At 66.7% G+C, this 18,770-nt stretch carries 12 protein-coding genes; 5 read left to right on the top strand and 7 right to left on the bottom strand.

Annotated elements, in window-relative coordinates:
* Positions 1 to 377: 377 nt before the first annotated feature.
* Positions 378 to 2,612: an MMPL family transporter gene (locus tag F3087_RS07695; protein WP_150401152.1), complete on the bottom strand. Its 2,235-nt coding sequence runs from the start codon at positions 2,610 to 2,612 to the stop codon at positions 378 to 380.
* Between the two features lie 382 nt (positions 2,613 to 2,994).
* Between F3087_RS07695 and F3087_RS07690 the strand changes: the two genes are divergently transcribed.
* The gene (locus F3087_RS07690; RefSeq protein ID WP_150401151.1) at positions 2,995 to 9,342 is read left to right on the top strand and encodes a type I polyketide synthase; all 6,348 of its coding nucleotides are present in this window, start codon (positions 2,995 to 2,997) and stop codon (positions 9,340 to 9,342) included.
* Positions 9,339 to 10,730 (top strand): condensation domain-containing protein, encoded by a 1,392-nt coding sequence (locus F3087_RS07685; protein WP_150401150.1) that lies wholly within the window; start codon positions 9,339 to 9,341, stop codon positions 10,728 to 10,730. Before F3087_RS07690 ends, F3087_RS07685 begins: the two co-directional genes overlap by 4 nt.
* A gap of 58 nt (positions 10,731 to 10,788) precedes the next feature.
* Here the strand turns inward: F3087_RS07685 and F3087_RS07680 are convergent, their stop codons facing one another.
* The 5 genes from F3087_RS07680 to F3087_RS07660 form a co-directional block, all read right to left on the bottom strand.
* Positions 10,789 to 11,283, bottom strand: a complete 495-nt coding sequence (locus tag F3087_RS07680; RefSeq protein ID WP_150401149.1) for a PAS domain-containing protein — start codon at positions 11,281 to 11,283, stop codon at positions 10,789 to 10,791.
* Between the two features lie 184 nt (positions 11,284 to 11,467).
* Positions 11,468 to 11,776, bottom strand: a complete 309-nt coding sequence (locus F3087_RS07675; RefSeq protein WP_150401148.1) for a macro domain-containing protein — start codon at positions 11,774 to 11,776, stop codon at positions 11,468 to 11,470.
* A gap of 36 nt (positions 11,777 to 11,812) precedes the next feature.
* Positions 11,813 to 12,289 (bottom strand): GNAT family N-acetyltransferase, encoded by a 477-nt coding sequence (locus F3087_RS07670; RefSeq protein ID WP_150401147.1) that lies wholly within the window; start codon positions 12,287 to 12,289, stop codon positions 11,813 to 11,815.
* Positions 12,290 to 12,335: 46 nt separating this feature from the next.
* Positions 12,336 to 13,520, bottom strand: coding sequence for an alanine--tRNA ligase-related protein (locus F3087_RS07665; protein WP_150401146.1), 1,185 nt, complete (start codon positions 13,518 to 13,520; stop codon positions 12,336 to 12,338).
* A gap of 252 nt (positions 13,521 to 13,772) precedes the next feature.
* On the bottom strand, positions 13,773 to 14,432 hold the full coding sequence (locus tag F3087_RS07660) for an O-methyltransferase (protein WP_150401145.1): 660 nt from the start codon (positions 14,430 to 14,432) through the stop codon (positions 13,773 to 13,775).
* A 221-nt stretch (positions 14,433 to 14,653) separates the two neighbouring features.
* Here F3087_RS07660 and F3087_RS07655 point away from each other — a divergent pair, with 221 nt between their 5' ends.
* Positions 14,654 to 15,814, top strand: a complete 1,161-nt coding sequence (locus F3087_RS07655) for an epoxide hydrolase family protein (RefSeq protein WP_150401144.1) — start codon at positions 14,654 to 14,656, stop codon at positions 15,812 to 15,814.
* Here the strand turns inward: F3087_RS07655 and F3087_RS07650 are convergent.
* The gene (locus tag F3087_RS07650; protein WP_223884909.1) at positions 15,811 to 16,722 is read right to left on the bottom strand and encodes a LysR family transcriptional regulator; all 912 of its coding nucleotides are present in this window, start codon (positions 16,720 to 16,722) and stop codon (positions 15,811 to 15,813) included. The genes F3087_RS07655 and F3087_RS07650 overlap by 4 nt on opposite strands.
* Positions 16,723 to 16,823: 101 nt before the next feature.
* Between F3087_RS07650 and F3087_RS07645 the strand changes: the two genes are divergently transcribed.
* On the top strand, positions 16,824 to 17,909 hold the full coding sequence (locus F3087_RS07645) for an alcohol dehydrogenase catalytic domain-containing protein (protein ID WP_191093840.1): 1,086 nt from the start codon (positions 16,824 to 16,826) through the stop codon (positions 17,907 to 17,909).
* A gap of 62 nt (positions 17,910 to 17,971) precedes the next feature.
* The gene (locus F3087_RS07640; protein ID WP_150401143.1) at positions 17,972 to 18,763 is read left to right on the top strand and encodes a glycerophosphodiester phosphodiesterase; all 792 of its coding nucleotides are present in this window, start codon (positions 17,972 to 17,974) and stop codon (positions 18,761 to 18,763) included.
* Positions 18,764 to 18,770 lie beyond the last annotated feature (7 nt).

The raw sequence follows: 18,770 nt of genomic DNA, 5'->3' as shown, positions 1-18,770 counted from the left end.
TCCGTTCGCCGGGGCCGCACACCGGGTCGCGAATGGATGCAGAATCGATCCGGCAAAGTCCCGCATCGCTGCGCCGACCGCCCCCGAACGCGCCTGATATCGCCGCGCCGCACCGTTCCGGACCACGCGCTAAAAGTGTTCGGAGCGTGCAATATTGTTCAGACGTTTACCAGAATATTACGACTGCGGCCGAGGGGTTATCTCGCTATTACGCCCGCTTATCACCAATCCCGCGGGGCGATCAACTTGCGGGAGGTCGGTAGTCGACGCAGCGGCGGGTCGAGCAGCAACTGATGCGCATCGATCAGGCTACGTCCATCAGTACATGCACGACGCCGAGGCTGCGATAACACGTCAAGGTTCGACAGTACCCGAGCTCACCCGGGTGGAGTGGTCGATATACCTTCGGACGCAACCACTTTCAGATTCGGCCTCGCTCGCTGAGCCGTCCCGGCCGACGCCGGCTCCGGGGCAGCGACTTTCCGGTGCAGGCGACGCAGCCAGTTCGGGGCCCACCAGCACGCTTCGCCGAGCAGTTTCATGGTCGCGGGGACCAGCAGCAGGCGTAGCACTGTCGCGTCAATGATCAGGGCGGTGACCATGCCGAGGGCGATGTATTGCATCATCAGCAGATCAGAGAGAGCGAACGCGCCGATAACCACGATGAGAATCGCTGCGGCGGCGGTGATTATCCGGCCGGTGCGGGCGACGCCGGTGCGGATCGCCTCGGCCGTAGACTCCCCCGCCCGATAGGCCTCGACGATGCGGGCGAGCAGGAACACCTCGTAGTCGGTGGACAGGCCGTAGATCACCGAGACGATGAGCATCAGGATCAACGGCATGATCGGCTGGGGCGTGAACCCCAGTACGCCGGCACCGTGGCCTCCGACGAAGATCCAGGTCAGCACGCCGATGGTGGCGCCGAGCCCGAGCAGGTTCAGCACCGCGGCTTTCAGCGGCAGGACCAGTGAGCCGAAGGTCAGGAACAGCAGGGCGGTCGTGGCGAGGAAGACCAGCGTGAGCATCAGGGGTAGCCGGGCGAGCAGCGTGTCGATGCTGTCGCGCTTCGCCGCAGGGTCGCCGCCGACCAATAGCGTGGTACCCCTGGGCAATTCCATCGATCGCAAGTAGTCGATGGTTGCGCTCGCCTGGTCCGGGCCACTCAGCACGGTGTCGGTGGCATAGACGAAAGGCTCTGCGCCTTGCATCGGAGCGGGGAACGGCGCGGCCAGACCGGGCGCGTGATTCGCCTGCGCCACAACGGCATCGATGTCCGAGCTGCGGTAGGTGATCATGACCAGCTGGACCGGATCTATCCGCCGCAGCGGGAAGATCTCGTCGAAGTGCTGTTGCGCCGATCGAGTCGGGTTGTCCGGTGGGAGAAAGCGTTCGGTGATGCCGCCGAAGGCGACGTGCTGTATCGGCGCGATGAGTAGCAGCAGGCCCGCGCACACCGGGATCACCACGGCCAGTGGTCGTTTCATGGCCGCCGCCGCGATGCGTCCCCAAACATTGTCCCGCACGGCGTCGGCAGTTCGAGTCCTGCGGAACCAGTCGAAGCCGAACGCGTCCACCCTATGCCCGAGCACCGCGAGCAGCGCGGGCAACACCGTGATCGAGGTCAGCGCGGCCAGTGCGACGGTCACCATTGCGCCGCAGGCGAACGACTTCAGGAAGCCTTGCGGGAACAGCAGGACGCCCGCCGCCGCAACGACCACGATGGTCGCCGAGAACATCACCGTCCGACCGGCGGTGGTCACCGCCCGGCGCACCGCCACCGGAACCTCGTGACCGTCGGCGAGTTCGTCGCGGAACCGGCTCACCAGGAACAGCCCGTAGTCGATGGCCAGGCCGAGTCCGATCATCGAAACCACCGGAGAGACAAACGAATTGACTTCGGTCACGGTGGTCAGAGCGCGAATCACACCCCACGCGGCGACCACGGTCAGTCCGCCGACGATGAGCGGAAGTGCGGCCGCGACGACGCCGCCGAAGAGGAAGAACAGCAGCACCGCGACGACCGGGACGGCGATCAGCTCCATCCGCCGTTGATCGCGGACCATGGTGTCGTTGAGCGCGCCCGCGACCGCCTGGCCGCCGGCGACCTCCATGTCGACACCCGGAATGGCAAGGCGGTCAGCGACTTTGCCGTAGTTGCGGAGCAACGCGGTGTCATCGACGCCTCGTACCGCGATGGATGCGAACGCGTGCTGACGATCCTGGGAGCCGAAGAGGTCCGGCAGCGTCAGGCCGGTCTCGGTCGGCCAGTAGGTGCCGTTGACCTTCGCGATCTCGTCCGGGAAGCGCCGCGGCAGGTCGTTCAGATAGCCGGCGACCTGCCCGCCGAAGGCCGGATCATCGATCGTCTTGCCGGGCGGCGCGTGGAACAGCAGTATCACGTCACCGCTGGGGTCACGGCCGAATGCCTCGTCCCGCAATCGGGCCGCCTGCGCGGATTCCGATCCCGGATCATCCCAACCGCGCGAACTCAATTCGCCGCCGAGTCCGAGCCCGTACCCGCCGAGCGCGCACAGGACGAAGACAACAATTCCGATGACCGCGAATCGCCGCCGGACGACCACATCAGCCCACTGGGTGAAATCCGCGAACAACGGCCGCCTCCTGAATCGTGCGTGGAATTGCTCGACGCTCGGTGGCGTCCGGCGATGAGCCTGGAACGTACCAAGGGATACCACGGTCCGAACAATCGCGATCGGAGATTCCGACAGCGCACAACTCGACCACCGACTGAGCAGTGAACTGTACCTATAGCCCCCGGACATGCACCGGATCAGCGCTGGTGCTCGCCGTAAAGGGCACTGGATCAGGACATTTCACAGATGATCACCGGTCGCAGTGCAGCGATCTCCAAATTTCCGGGTGCCGGTTATCCGCGTCGATATGATCGAGCCCGGTTTACCTATTGTGTCGGACTTTGTTTTACGCCCAGCCGATTCGTGCGGCGGCGCAGAACGACCGTATTGGAGGGCCTACGTGTCGGATATCGCTATTGTCGGTATCGGGTGTCGATATGCGGGCGGCATCGACTCGCCGGATACGTTCTGGGATTTCGTCCTCGACAAGCGCGACGGTGTCGTCGAGATTCCGCCGGACCGCTGGGATTATCGCCGGTACTACGACCCGGAACCGCGCACCCCCGGCCGCAGCTACACCAAGCACGGCGCGTTCATGACCACCGATCCGTGGGAGTTCGATCCGGACTTCTTCGGCATCTCGGCGCGCGAGGCGACCGTGCTCGATCCGCAGCAGCGCCTCTTGCTCGAGGTGACCTGGGAGGCGCTCGACGACGCGGGTGTCGCCGGGCGGGCCACCGGCGCGCCGGTCGGCGTGTATGTCGGCGGGTTCGTGGTGGATCAGTCGGTGATCGGCGTCGTCGGACCGGCGTTGTTCCACACCGACATGCACACGCCGGCGAGTGCGTCGTACACCATGCTGTCCAACCGAATCGCGTACGCGCTCAACCTGACCGGTCCTGCGCTTACTGTCGACACGGCCTGCTCCTCGTCGTTGGTCGCCTTCCATCTCGCCTGCCAGGCGCTGGAGAACGACGACTGCCATATCGCGCTGGCCGGCGGCGTGAACGTCATGCTGCAACCGGAAACCTTCGTGCTCATGTGCAAGGGCAGCTTTCTCGCCGCCGACGGCCGGTGCAAGTCCTTCGACGCAGCCGCCGACGGTTACGGCCGCGGCGAGGGCGCGGGCATGGTGGTGCTGAAGCGGCTCGACGACGCGGTGCGCGACGGCGATCGGATCTACGCGGTGGTCAAGGCGACCGGGGCCAATCAGGACGGGCGCACCACGGCGATCACCGTGCCGAACGCGGAGTCGCAGGAGTCGCTGGCCCGCACGGTGTGCGCCCGCGCCGGGCTGACACCGGACGCGATCACCTATGTAGAGGCGCACGGCACCGGCACCTTGGTCGGCGATCCGGTCGAATTACGCGCTCTCGGGCGAGCTTTCGGCGCTCCGGCCGGGCGGCAGAGTTCCCTCGGTGTCGGTTCGGTCAAAGCGACCCTCGGCCACACCGAGGCTGCCGCCGGAATCGCGAGCATCATCAAGGCGGCGTTGGCAATTCGGCATCGGGTGATTCCGCCGCAGGGCTGGCTCGACCAGCCCAACCCGGACATCCCGCTCGACGAACTCGGCCTGCACATCCAGGTGGACGCCGAGCCGCTGCCGCCGGGCGCGGACCCGATGACGATCGCGGTCAACGGTTTCGGTTACGGCGGCACCAACGGTCACGCGATCCTCCAGGAATATCTCGGGCCGCCGGCGTCAGCCGCCGGGCCCGCGCGCCACCTCGGGATCCTGCCTATCTCCGCCCGCAGTACCGGCGCCGCCCGGGCCATCGCCGGTCGTTTCGCCGAGCTGATCGGGACGGGCGCCGACCCGCAGCGGCTGGCCGAGGCCGCGTGGACCCGGCTCGCGCACCACCCGTTCCGCACCGGCGTGCTGGTCGCTGAGGCCGACGACATGCTGCACGAATTACGGCAGTTCGCGGCGGGCGAGGGTCGGGACGCAGTGCGCACCGTCGCGTCGCGCAACGCCGAGCCGGTCTTCGTGTTCTCCGGCATGGGACCGCAGTGGTGGGGCATGGCGCGGGAGTTGCTGTGCGCCGGTGGCGTATTCGCGGAGACCGCGGCGCAGATCGATGCCGAGTTCACCAAGCTCTCGGAGTGGTCGATCATCGACGCGCTGCTGCAACCCGAGGCCGAGTCGCGGGTGACGAGTACCGAGGTGGCCCAGCCGGCCAACTTCCTCGTCCAGGTCGCGTTGGTGAGTGAGCTTGCCCAGTACGGGATTTCGCCTGCCGCGATCATCGGGCACAGCGTCGGTGAGGTGGCGGCGGCGTATGTCAGCGGGATGCTGACGCTGCGCGAGGCGGTCCGGGTCGCGTACCACCGGGCCAGGTTGCAGGCCACCACCGCCGGATCGGGCGGCATGCTCGCCGTCGGGCTCCCGCTCGAACGGGCTCGCGACCTCATCGCGGACGACCCGCGGGTGGATATCGCGGCGATCAACAGCGCGACCTCGCTCACCCTGTCGGGTGACCCGGACCGGTTGGACGAGATCGCCGAAAAGCTCACCGAGGAGGCCGCTTTCGCGCGCAGGCTGCGGGTGGAGGTGCCGTATCACAGCCGGTTGATGGATCCGATCCTGGACGCGTTGCGCACCGAACTGGCCGATCTGTCTCCGCGGCCGCCGAGGGTGCCGCTGTATTCGACCGTCACCGGCGAACTCGGCACCGCGGCCGACTGGGATGCCGAGTACTGGTGTGCGAACGTCCGTCAGCCGGTGCGCTTCCACGATGCCGTGACGAAGGCGATCGGTGCGGGCAGCCGGGTCTTCCTGGAGGTCGGCCCGCATCCGGTGCTGTCCGGCAATATTCGCGAGGCCCTGGTGGACGCCGATGTGCACGGCACCACGGTGCCGACCCTCGATCGCAAGGAACCCGATTCCGCGAGCGTCCGGCGCACGCTCATCGGTCTCTACAGCGCCGGGGTGCTCGAGCCGGATCAGTTGTTCCCGGACGACGGTCCTGTCACCGCGCACGTGCCGCTCCCCCGCTATCCGTGGCAGCGGACGCGATTGCATTCGACGCTGCCGCTGTTCGAGCAGGCCCGGCTCGGCACACCGGACAGCTATGCCATGCTCGGCGATCCGGATGTCGAGGGACGCTCGGACTGGCTGTTGCAGGTCGGCTCCGAATTGCTGCCCTGGCTGGCCGATCACGTGGTCAACGGGGTGCGGATCATGCCGGGCGCCGCGTACCTGGATGCCGCGCTCAGCGCTACGGCGACCCGGCTCGGGGTCAAACGGGTTGCGCTGGAGCAGGTTCGCTTCGTCGCACCGCTGGTCATGGCCGCGCCGGATGTGCCGTTGATGGCCTTGAGCATCGAAGAGTCCAGCGGCCGCTTCCTGATCAGATCGCGCAACGCGACCGGCACGGCGTGGACCGTGCACGCCCACGGCCGCACCCTGACCGGCAGTCATTCGCCCACGACGGCAACGGTTCCCACGATCGACGTCGGGGTCGATATCGATCCGGAGATGTTCTACGCGGGACTGACCGCGGCCGGCTTGCAGTACGGCCCGGCATTCCGGCGGGTCACCTCGGTGCGGGTCGGCCGGGACGTCGCGGTGGCGGCGGTCGACGGCGCGATCGCCGCGGACTCCGGCCATCTCGCGCATCCGGCGGTGGTGGACGCGGCAATGCAGACCGCGGCCATGCTTTTCGCCGACGAGCGGATCAACGAGGGCGTCATGGTGCCGGTCGGGGTGGCCGCGGTTCGATTGCTCGCGGCGATTCCCGAGCAGGCGACGGTGGTCGCCCGGCGCGATCCGAAGGCGCGGTTGCGGGCCGATGTCGATGTGCTGGACGCCGAACACAACCTGGTGCTGCGGTTGACCGGTTTGCAGATCGGCGCGCTGAAGCCCGGCGACGATCCGCTGCATCGGATGGCCGAGTTCTACTATCGCGAGACCATCCAGCAGTGCGAGCCCATCGATCCGGCCGCGCTGCCCGACGCAGACTCGGCGACCATGGTCGTCGTCGCCCTCGGGAAAAGCGGCAGGGCTGAGCAATTGGCCGACACGATCCCGAATGCCCGGCGGTACCTGGTCGAATCGGCCGGTGCGGAACTCGAAACCGAATTGGTCGAGGTCCTGCGGCAGGCCAGGACGGCGGAGACCGCACGACTCCACGTCTGTGTGGTGGCCGGTGCCGGCACCGACGATCTGGCGGACCTGTGGACCTTGAAGCGGATCGCCGTCGCGATACACGGATTCGCCAACCCGCGGACGGACGAGCAGACGCCGCAGACGGTCTTCGGTGACGGTTCGGTGCACGCCACCCTGGTCACTGAGCGTGCGTTCGCGTTGCCGGACAGCACGATCGCGCCCGGCTCCCGGCAATCCGCGTTGGCCGGGGCACGACGAGTGCTGTTGAACGAGCAGACAGCGCTGCGCTGGCGGCTGATCGACGTGGCACCCGACACCGGCATCGCCGAGCTGATCACGGAACTGGCTGTGCCCGGAGCATTCTCGTACGACAACGCCGACGAGGTCTTGTTGCGCGACGGTCAACGCTGGGCGCCTGTAGTCACCAAGCCGCTCTCCGACCGCTTGGCGGTACATGACACTCCTGAGCCACTCACCGACCCGGAGGCCAACTTCGAGCTCGAACTCCCCCGCACCCGCTTGCTGTCGGCGCTGGCTTGGCGCGAGTGCCCGCGCGAGGAGCCGGGCCCCGGCCAAGTCGAGGTCCGCATGCAGGTGATCGGGCTCAACTACAAGGACCCGCTCAAGGTCATCGGCCTGCTCGGCGAACGCGAGCTGGCCCCAACCTATTTCGGCACCGTGCCGGGTATGGAGGGCGTCGGCACGGTGGTGCGGGTCGGCGCCGGCATCGAGGGCATCGCCGCCGGCGACCTGGTGGCGGTTGCGGCCAAGGGCATGATGCGGCGCTACGCCCTCATCGATCGGCAACTGGTGATTCCGCTGCCCGCCGACACCGACCCTGGATACTGCACCAGCGCAATCGCTTTCGCCACGGCCGAGTACGGACTGCTGGAGCTGGCGCGGTTGGAGCCCGGCGAGACGGTGCTGATCCACGGCGCGGCAGGCGGTGTCGGCACAGCGGCCATCCAGGTCGCCAAGGCGCGTGGCGCGCGGATCATCGGCACCGCCGGCACCGACGAACGGCGACAGCACATTCTGGAGCTCGGCGCGGACTACGCGATCAACTCGCGTTCGCTCGACTTCGTAGACGAGGTGCTCGCGCTGACCGACGGGCTCGGCGTCGAGGTCGTGCTCAGCAGTGCGCCCGGTGAGATCCTGCGCCAGAACTTCAATGCCGTCGCCGAATTCGGGCGCATCGTGGAGGTCGGCAAGGCCGACATCTACACCGGTGGGCTGCTGGAGCTGGCCAACTTCGACAAGAACGTGGCCTATTACTCCATGGATCTGGACCGCTTGGTCGCGATCCGGCCGGAGCGGCTGGCCGGTCTGCTGCAACGGGTCTACGAGAACGTGCTGGCCGGCGTGTATCGGCCGCTGCCCTACCGGATGTTCGAAACCGAGGACGTAGGAAGCGCTTTCGAGGAGGTCATCCGTTCGGCCGGGCTCACCCGGATCGCGCTGCGCATCGACGCGCCGGAGCCACCGGTTCGGCCCTATCTGCCGGACATCGAGATCCGTGGTGACGCAACCTATCTCGTCACCGGCGGATTCGGTGGCTTCGGCATGGCCACCGGCCGCTGGCTGGTGCTGCGTGGCGCGCGCAGGCTGGTGCTGCTCGGTCGCAGCGGTGCGACCACCGAGGCGGCCCGGCGGCAGCTGGAAGCGTGGCGCACCGTCGGGGTCGACGTGATCGAAGAACTGGTCGATGTGACCGATGCCGATGCGGTGTCCGCTGTGGTTACGCGAGCGCACACGGCTGAGCACCCGCTGCGCGGGGTGTTCCATGCGGCAGGGTCGGTGTCGGACAACCGGATCGATCTCATGGAGCACGAACAGCTGGCCCAGGTGTACCGGCCGAAGGTGCACGGTGCGCGGGCGCTGCATCGCGCGGTCAGCCAGGTGGGCATCCGGCTGGACATGTTCGTGCTGTACTCCTCGGGCGGCTCGATGTACGGAATCTTCGGGCAATACAACTACTGCGCGGCGAATGTCGCGGTCGAGGCGCTGGCCGAGGAATGGACCAGGGCGGGTGAGCGTGCGCTCTGCGTCGGGTGGGGGCACCTCTCCGGAGCGACCGGCGGGATGGCCGCCGACGCGACGGCCACCAAATACCTCGACCTGGTCGGCTTCGGGCCGATCGACATGTCCGACGCCACCGCGTATCTGGAGCAGACCCTGCGGTTGGCGGACACCAGGGCGGCGATCATCCCCACCGACTGGGCCAAGCTCACCGGCACCTTCCCGCAGCTGGCCCGCACCGGCCGGACGATCGAGCTGGCCAAGGCGTCGGCCAAGGACACCTCCGAATTGGCCCGGCTGCGTGCCGAACTGGTCGAACTGGACGACACCAAGCGGGGGCCGTTCATCGCCCGCAAGATGGCCGCGGAACTGGCCGTGGTGATGGGGGTGCCGGTGGATTCGATCGACATGACGGTTCCGGTACCGGAACTCGGCCTGGACTCCCTGATGGCCGTGGAACTCGGCGCGCGGGTCACCAAGACCCTCGGCATCGACCTGATGTCGATGCAGATGGGTCGCTCGTTCAGCCTGGAACAGGCCGGGCCGAAGGTGGCCGAACTCGTGCTCGCCGCCGAACCCGGTCGCCCGCAGCCGATTTCCGAGCCGGTGGCCGCGCTGTGATCGACCTAGGACTGATCGACGAGTGGAACCCGGCGCCCGGTCGGCTGGTGACCTGGACCGCCACACCGGAATCGGTGGCGCGCGCCGCCGCGGCGCCGGCGCATCCCGCGCCGCCGTCGCACCAGCAGGAGGAGTATCTGCGGCTGGCAGATCGGCACGCGGCAGCCGACTTTCGCTATTCGGGTCTGTGCCTGGTGACCGTCGAGATTCCCATGGGCGACCTCGATCAAGCCGCGATGACCCGCAGCATCAACGCATTCCTGCTGCGCCACGACACCTTTCGGACGTGGTTCGCCATCGATCCGAGCGGCACGATCCAGCGGCACCTGGTCGACGCGGAGGTGGTGGACTTCGCGCCGATCGACTGCGGTGAGTTCGATGACGCGGAGGCGATTCGGGAGCACGTGCAGAAGACGACTCCCGGGCCGTTCCAATGGGATTGCTTCTCCTTCGGGGCGATCGTGCACGGCGAGTCGACCACGGTCTACCTCGCGGTGGATCACCTGCACACCGACGGGCTCGGGCAGTACCTGTCCTGCTCGGACCTGGCTTACCTGTACGCACGGGAGGCCTGGAGCTTCGGTGAGATACTCGAACCCGCCGCCAGCTATCTCGAATACTGCACGGCGGAACGGGAACACACTGCCCAGCTGACGCTCACCTCGGCCGGTGTCCGGAAATGGCTGGAGCTGATTCGCGGCAATGACGGCGAATTGCCGTCGTTCCCTTTGGATCTCGGGAAACGCTCGGATGGTTACAACCGCAGCGCGCACCGCACGATCACCCTGCTCGCCGAGGCCGATGCTCGCCGGTTCGAGCGGGTCTGTCGCGCGCACGGGGCCGAATTCGTCGGCGGCATCTTCGCCGTCGCGGCGCTGGCCGAGGCCGAACTCACCGGCGGCGACTACTACTTCGGCATGACGCCGATCAGCACCCGTACGTCTGCCGCCGAACGGGCCTCTGTGGGTTGGTATGTCACCCTCGTGCCGGTCGCATTCCCGATCGCGGCCACCTCCTTCGACCGCGCGGCACCCATCGCCCAGAGCGCTTACGAGAACGGAATCCGGCTGGCGCCCACCTCATTTCATCGCGTCCTGGAACTGCTCCCCGCTGACACCGACCTGAATGTCCGTCCGGGCTGGGCCACCCCGATGATCTCCTACGTGGACGCCCGCGACTTCGCCGGACACGAATTCTTCGATCTGGTGAACGGGGGCATCTACGCCAATCGCGCCGCCTCCGAAGAAGTCCTGCTGTGGATCAACCGCATGCCCTCGGAAACCTCACTGAGCGTGATCTTTCCGGACACTCCGGTGGCGCACGAGTCCGTTCAGCGCTATATCCAGACGATGCAGGCGGTATTCAGCTCGGTGGCCAACGAGGGATGAGACCGGCACAGCGCCGCTCCCGGCAGGCGGTACCCGTCGGGAGCGGCGTGCAACGTGCTCAGCTGGCGCCGGCGGACTCCAGCAGGCCCGGCACGGTCTTGGTGGTGTTGTGGCGGAAGATGTTCACCGCGCCGACGACCTCGTCGGACTCGTCGCGGATCGGGAAGACGTTGACCAGTGCGAGCAGCCGGAAACCGTCGGGTTGTTCGCAGATGACGTCGGCGTTGCGGACGGTGCCGCCGTTGTTGATGACCACCGACGGCGGCGCCGCCTCGTGCGGCATGACCTCGCCGGACGGGTAACGCAGGCGGAACGCGCCGCAGTACTTCTCGCTCGCGCCGAGTTCGGGGGTGCGTCCCCAGGCGCCGATCGCGGTCTTGTTGCAGGCGATCAGCGTGCCGTCCTTCTCCAGCACGTAGATGCCGACCTCGATGTCGTCGATCGCGGCTTGGTCGCCGAGCAGGCCGCCGGGCACCAGGTGCCCGTCCTCGAGCTTGCCCTGAAACGTCAGATTGTCCAGTTCGCCGGCGGTGATCTGTTCGCTGATGCTCATATCGTTCCCCTGTACTCGGAATAGGGTGTCAAAGCTGCGTTCGATGAAGGAACCCGGGCGCGTCGCTCGGCCAGACAGAGGTGACTTCCGCACCCCGTTCACCGCGTGTAAGTGTACCGAAATTGCCTGGCCGGACAGCCTGTTCGAACAGAAGGATATGTTCGGCACAGCCGCAGCGCAGAGTTCACACGGCCGCCGCGAAGGCGTCATAAGCTTCCGGACCGAACAACACGAAACGCACCTCCCGCACCGCAGTATCGGCGGCCCGCACAGTCTCGACCGCGATGCGAGCACCGTCATCGATCGGCCACCCGAATATCCCGTAATGCGACGCCCGCAAATCCCGGCAAGCATCAAGAATCGCCGGACCTCCCTTCCGATGAATCGCCCCGTCCACACCCCCGCCCCCGAGCAACGAAGAATTCGCCGCATTCACCACCGCATCCACACCCTGCTCGGTGATATCCCCCCGAACCAGCACAATCTCCACCATAGAGCCATTCTCACCACCCTCGGCGGCGCAGCAAAATCAAGACGGAGACGGCGTGGCTTCGGCGAGTGCCAGCTTGAAGCCGACGTGGGTGGGTTCGAATCCGAGTTTGCCGTAGAAGCGGTGGGCGTCTACTCGGCTGCCGTGGGAGGTCAATTGGACCAGAGTGCAGCCATGTTCGCTGGCTCGGCGTACGCATTCCTCGATCAGCTGGGAGCCGAGGCCGTTGCCGCGCAGCGGGCGGTCTACCCGCACCGCCTCGATCTGGGCCCGGACTGCCCCTTTGCGGGCCAGTCCGGGCAGGATGCTCAGTTGCGCTGTGCCGACTACGGCTCCGCGGTGTTCGGCGACCAGTAATTCCTGGCGTGGATCGTTGTCGATCTCGGCGAAGGCCGCGCGGTACGGGGTCAGATCGTCCGCGGACTCGCGGACGCTGCCGATTGTGTCGTCGGCGAGCATCGTCACCAGCGCAGGCAGGTCGTCGATCGTCGCGGATCGGAAGATGATCTCGTCCATACGCCAATTCCATCATGTGCCGTTCTAGGAGCATGGCGCTGATCGGTCAGCTGACACCGGCTTCGGTATTCAGGTACACGACGAGATCGCGGGGCAGGCCGTGGGTGTCGTGCAGGTAGTGGTAGTCGTCTTCGGTCAAGGGTCCGGTGAAACGGCTGCGCGACAATACCTTTCGTCCTCGCTGGAGGAGCAGATCGAATTTGCGTTCCTCATCGAGCAAGACGGTGCGCACCTCGTGCGGGTCGACAGATTGCCGGAAGTGCTCGAGGGTGTGCTCCATCAGCTCGATCGGCAGGTCGGACAGGGTACGGGTCGGATCGTCGCGCCGCAGCGTGGTCAGGGTGCGGCGGATCAAACGGCGCAGGACATAGCCGCGACCCGACGGGGACGGCGTCACTCGATCACCGAGGATGACGATGCTGGATCGCAGATGATCCGACAGCAGTCGTAGCGACCGCTCGTCCAGTGGATCCCAGATTCGAGGCAAGGTGGTGATCCAGGGCTGGAAGACGTCGATGTCGTAGACGGACTGGGTATTTCGCAGAATTCGCACCAGCCGTTCCAAGCCCAGGCCGGTGTCGATGCACGGCCTGTGCAGCGGCTCGAGGGTGCCGTCGGGATGGCGGGTGTAACGCATCATGACGTGGTTCCACACTTCTACCCACCGATCGTCGGATGTCGGTGTGCCCTGCGGTATTTCGTCTCCCGTCCAGATGAATATCTCGGAGTCGGGTCCGCACAGCCCGGTCGGGCCGTTGGACCACCAGTTCTCCTCGGTGGTCGGTTCGACCGGTAAGCCCAGTTCCTCCCACGTACGCCACGACTCGTGGTCGGGCTCGACCTGTTCGTCACCCCCGAACACCGTGACGTGCATCCGGCCGGGGTCGATGCCGAATCCGTCGCGGAGCAGTTCGAATCCCCAGCGCAGGCTCTGCGAACCGCCGTAGTCGCCGAGCGACCACGACCCGAGCATTTCGAACACGGTGAGGTGGGTGTCGTCCCCGACCTCGTCGAGGTCGGTGGTGCGCAGGCAGCGCTGCCGGCCGGTCAGCCGCCGGCCCAGCGGGTGCGGCCGGCCCTCCAGATACGGGGTCAGCGGATGCATTCCGGAGGTGGTGAACAGCACCGGATCCCCCGGTGAAGGGATGAGCGATCCGCCCGGCGTGAGTTCGTGCCCGCGTTCGCGGAAGAAGTCGAGGAAGAGCTGAACGGTGTGGTCTGTCGTGATCATGGTGGTTGCTCCATCGATAAGAAATCGACCGGAAGCGACCGCACATGGCAAGTCCGGCAACAAAACCGACGCAGGCCAGCGGACCGTTTCCGGTCGCCGGCATGGGAAGAAAGGTCAAGCGGCAGCGACCGGCGAGCTGAGAGCTCGGGCGGCCGCGGCGGCGATTCGTGAATTGACCTGCATAACTGCACGGTAGCAACCAGACCGTGCTGAGCACGACCGATTATCGGAGCGCCCAGGCGCCACGGGCAGTCAGGCGGAACCGGTGCGGCAGCTGATCTCCATGCCGTCCTCCACCGGAAAGTCGACCGAGGCATAGCCGTTGGCCGGATCACGGACGTAGGCCAAGTATTCGCCCATGGAAGGCAGGGTGGTGTCGTCGGCAACCACGACGGCGCCGGGCGCGAGCCGATCCTCCAGGAGCCGTAATACGGGCAGGCACAGGTCTTTCCACCCATCGAGCAGCACGAGCCCGATCGGCCCCGGGACGTCGGCCAGGGTCGCGAGCGCGTCGCCGGGCAGGATCGTCACTGCCCCCGCCACCCCCGCCTCAGTCAAATTCGCCTGCGCGGCAGCAATTTTCGCCACGCTGAGCTCGGTACTCAGCACGCGGCCGACGCCGTTGTCAGTTACCGCGGCGGCCAGGTAGATGGTCGAGATCCCGAACGACGTACCGAACTCGACGACGGTCTGCGGCCGGGCGGCCCGAATCAGCGTGTAGAGCAGGGTGCCGCCGCGCGCGGAGATCGGCATGAGGACGTCTTGCAATACATCCGCACGTTCCTGCGCGGAGGCATCGGCGTACGAACGGCCCGCGGGCCAAGGGGAAGGATCCTCGTCCTCGACGGCGGCCGCCGCGAACAAACGGTCGAGCACGGTCAGCACTGCATCGCTCTGCAAGGTGTTGGTCATATCGCAAGAGTAGACGCAACGTTGCGTATAGACTAGACCTGAGTGCGAGCCGAGCACCGCGTCGGCCGTCGAGCGACCGCGTCGAAGAACGGGTGCCGCTGACTCCCACGACCCCAACGGATCTGAGCGAAATCCGAACCCCGCGGAGGCCGCACATGGGCGACTGATTTGTACAATTTGTGCACCGAGGAGGTCGGTGTCGCCGGACTACAGTCGTGGCCGTGACTGAGATCGACCCCTTCCCGGTGAGCATCCCCGAACACGACCTGACCGATCTGCGGGAGCGCCTCGACCGCGTCCGCCTGCCGGAACCGGAAACGGTTCAGGACGGTACGCAAGGCATCGGCGTGCACCGCCTGGAGAACCTTCTCGAGGCCTGGCGAAAGCACGACTGGCGATCCCTCGAGCAGCGATGGAATGCGCTGCCGCACTTCCGCACCCGCCTCGACGGCCTGAACATCGCGTTCTGGCATGTGCGCTCCCCCGAGACCAACGCTTTTCCGCTGGTGTTGACGCACGGCTGGCCCGGCTCGGTGCTGGAGTTCGAGAAGATCATCGGGCCGCTGACCGACCCGGTCGCGCACGGCGGGTCCGCGGCGGACGCCTTCGATGTCGTCGTACCCGCGCTGCCCGGTTACGGATTCAGCGAGCGGCCGCAGGAGCCCGGTTGGAACCCTGCCCGTACCGCACAGGCCTGGGCGGATCTGATGACCAGGCTCGGGTACGAACGTTTCGGGGCGCACGGCGGCGACTGGGGCGCGTTCGTCAGCACCGAACTGGCTTGCCTGGCGCCCGAGCGGGTCGCGGCCCTGCATCTGACCATGCCGATCGCGTCACCCCTGCCCGAGGACATCGCTGCGGCCGACGACGCCGAACAGGCCATGCTCGCCAAGCGGGACCGGTTCATGATGACCGGCCCCACCCACGTGATCGTCCAGGGCATGCTTCCGCAGACGCTTGGCTACTCCCTGCTCGACTCCCCGGCCGGACTCGCCGCGTGGCTGAGCGAGGCTCTTGTCGCTTTCTCCGACACCCGGCCCGAGGCGGGTGGTGGTGTCAGTGTGGAGCAGCAGGTAGACGACATCGCCCTCTACTGGTTCACCGGCACCGGCGCCTCCACGGCCCGCTGGTACTGGGAGGCTGTCCGGTGGACCCCACGCAGCGCCGAGGCGCAGAACGCACGGACGGTAACCGTGCCTACCGCCTGCACATTGTTTCCGGGCGAACCGTTCCCGGTCGCCAAGCGCTGGGCCGAACACCGCTACCACAACCTCATCAGCTGGAACGAGATGGAATACGGCGGGCACTTCCCGGGCTGGGAAAAGCCCGACGTGCTGGTCAGCGAGCTCCGCAACGCCTTCCGTCAGGCCCGAAATAGCTAGCTCCGCAAGCGATTCGGGACGAAGCGGACGGTCATGATCGCCTGAGCTACTGCCGTGATCGCCGGTGTCGTGGGGCCCGGGAGTCGAGCCAGGAGAACCCGGCGAATTTCCGGCGGTGCTCCCTGGACTCGTAGACCGATCACGCCGGGTGGGAAGACCGGCGACAGGCTTTCCGGGACGGTGGTGATACCGAATCCGCCGGCGACCAGATGCAGTTTCGTCAGCCAGTCGCGGGAGCTGTACGCGACGCGCCCGCGCCCGGGTAAACCCGGCCAGACACCGAGCAGTGGTTCCGCGCTCGACGAAGGGGTGGCGATCCAGGGGGCGTCGACCAGTTCGTCGACGTGCACCGATGTTCGGCCCGCGAACGTGCCGGTGGCCGACGCCGCTACGAGGAGTTCGGTGTCTTCGATCGTGGTGAGGTGCAGGCGTGGCGACTCGCTGTCCGGGGGCCGGTGTGGCGGACGCGAGGAGAGTACGGCGAGGTCGATCGAGCCGGTGCGCAACGCCCGGGTCAAGCCGGGTGTGGTTCCTTCGCGGGTGGTCACCCGGAGCTGTGGCGCGTCCGCGGCGAGCCGGGCGAGCGCGGCGGGCAGGATCACCGCCCCGGCGCTCACGAACAACCCGAGTCGCACCAGCTCGGTGCGGGGAGTCTCGCCGTTCAGGTCACGTTCTGCCGCGTCGATCGACGCCAGAATCGTTCGGGCATAACGCAACAGCGTCAGTCCGGGCTGCGTGAGCTGCACCCCGTCGGGACGGCGCTCGAACAGGGTGGCGCCGGCACTGCGTTCCAGGGCGATCGCCTGGCGGGAGACCGCCGACTGGGTGTAGCCCAGCCGTTCGGCGGCCGCGGTGAAGCTGCCCGATTCGGCGATCTGACAGAGCACCCGGAGATTCGCGCTCGACATGTCCATGCTGACTACGCATACCAGAGATGCCAGATCCTCGCTTCCCGCATGCCCGCCTCCTGCCTAGCGTGGTGGAAAAGCGAAACAGGAAAGGCTTTCTCATGCGCGCAGCGACACTGACCGAATTCGGTTCATCGCTCACGGTGCACGACGTGCCCGATCCGGAAACCAACAGCGGCGAGGTACTGGTCGAGGTCTTGGCGACCTCTGTGCCGCCATACGCGGCCGACGTGTTCAGCGGTGAACGGCGCTATCCACTCGAACCGCCCGTCGTGCCGGGAGTCGGCGGCATCGGCCGGATAGTGCACGTGGGCCGGGACGCGACCCGGCTGCACGTCGGAGACCTGGTCTGGTGCGACTCGACGGTACGAGCCCGCGACGACGCCCTGACGCCGGACATCACCTTGCAAGGATGGAGTTCTCGCGGTCCGGGCGGTGCCCGGCTCGCGCAGTACCTGCACGACGGACCCTTTGCCGAACTCATGCGCGTTCCCACCGAGAACGTGTATCGACTACCTGAAAGGGCGGCACTCGATCCCGCACAGTGGTCGAGTTTGGCCGTGTACACCATTGCCTACGGCGGCCTGCTGGCCGGCGGACTCGAAGCCGGCGAGACGATCCTGATCAGCGGGGCGACCGGCAATCTCGGCAGCAGCGCGGTAGCCATCGCGCTCGCCATGGGCGCCGGGCGTGTGGTCGCTCCGGGCCGCAACCGAGCCGTCCTCGACCAACTCGCCGATCGGTTCGGCTCACGGATCAGCCCGGTAGAACTCACCGGACACGCCGACACCGACCGCGCCGCCATGAGCGCCGCCGCCGACGCCCCCATCGACATGGTCCTCGATTTCCTACCGCCCCAAGCGCCCAGCGCGATCACCCGGACGGCGGCGATGACGGTGCGCGAGTACGGGCGCGTCGTATTGATGGGCGGCGTCGGCATGCTCGGCGGCGCCGACCTCGCCCTCCCCTACCCATGGATCATGCGCAACTCGGTAACCATCCGCGGCCAATGGATGTACCCCCGCACCGCAAACGTAGGCATGATCCGCCTGATCGCCTCCGGCGCCCTCGACCTCACCCCCGAACACCTCACCCGATTCCACCTCGACCAAGTCAACGAAGCGATCACCCACGCCGCAAAAGACACCACCCCCTTCAACCGCACCGTCCTCACCCCGAGCGCTTGATCACCTGCCCGCAGTGCTGCGACTACCTACCGCCGGTGTCGGGCCGGTGACACAATCACCGCATGGTGAGGGCGGGCGGAGTCACGGTCATAGCCCATCGTGGGCTGGCACCTGGACTGCCGGAGAACACGTTGGCGGCGTTTCACGGGGCGATCGCGCTCGGTGTGGATGCCATCGAGATCGATCTTCGGGTGACTGCCGATGGGCATCTTGTCGTACTGCACGATGACACGGTGGATCGGACGACCGACGGTCGAGGCCGGGTTGCCGATCTGACGTTTGCTGAGGTCAAGGAGCTCGATGCCGGACGTTATGCCGGTCCGGAGTTCGGTGGGGAACGGGTGCCGACCTATCGGGAGGTGCTGGAAGTGTTGCAGGGCAGTCGAACACAGTTGTTGCTCGACATCAAAGATTGCCCCATCGATGCGATCGCCGAGGTGGTCGAGTTGACTGCCGAGCTCTCCGCGTCGGATGAAGTGATTATCGGTCCGCGCACTGCCACCGACCTACGGGCATTCAAGAAACTCGATCCGGGACTGCGTGCGCTGGCATTGGTGCCCGGGCGTCAGGATGCACCACCGGATCCGGCTGTCATAGCCGAATTCGCTGATGCGGGAGCAGATCTCATCCGACTCTGGCCGTCGTGGATCCTCACCGAGGATGGAAAAGGCGATCAGCTCATGCGCACGGTGCTCGAGCTCGGGACTCCGGTGTGGACTTGCGCCGACACCCTCTACGGCGACATCAGGGCCGACGCGCCCGGCGATGATCTCCGGCGGCTCGTGGACGCGGGCGTAAGTGGGATCATGACCGACCTGCCGGAACTCCTGCTCGACATCGTGGGCGCTCGTTGATCCGGGA

Origin of the sequence: Nocardia colli (assembly GCF_008704205.1) — a bacterium.
Taxonomy (GTDB): Bacteria; Actinomycetota; Actinomycetes; order Mycobacteriales; family Mycobacteriaceae; genus Nocardia; species Nocardia colli.
The sequence above is the reverse complement of the archived record's forward strand: the minus strand, read 5'-3'. Positions and strand labels throughout refer to the sequence as shown.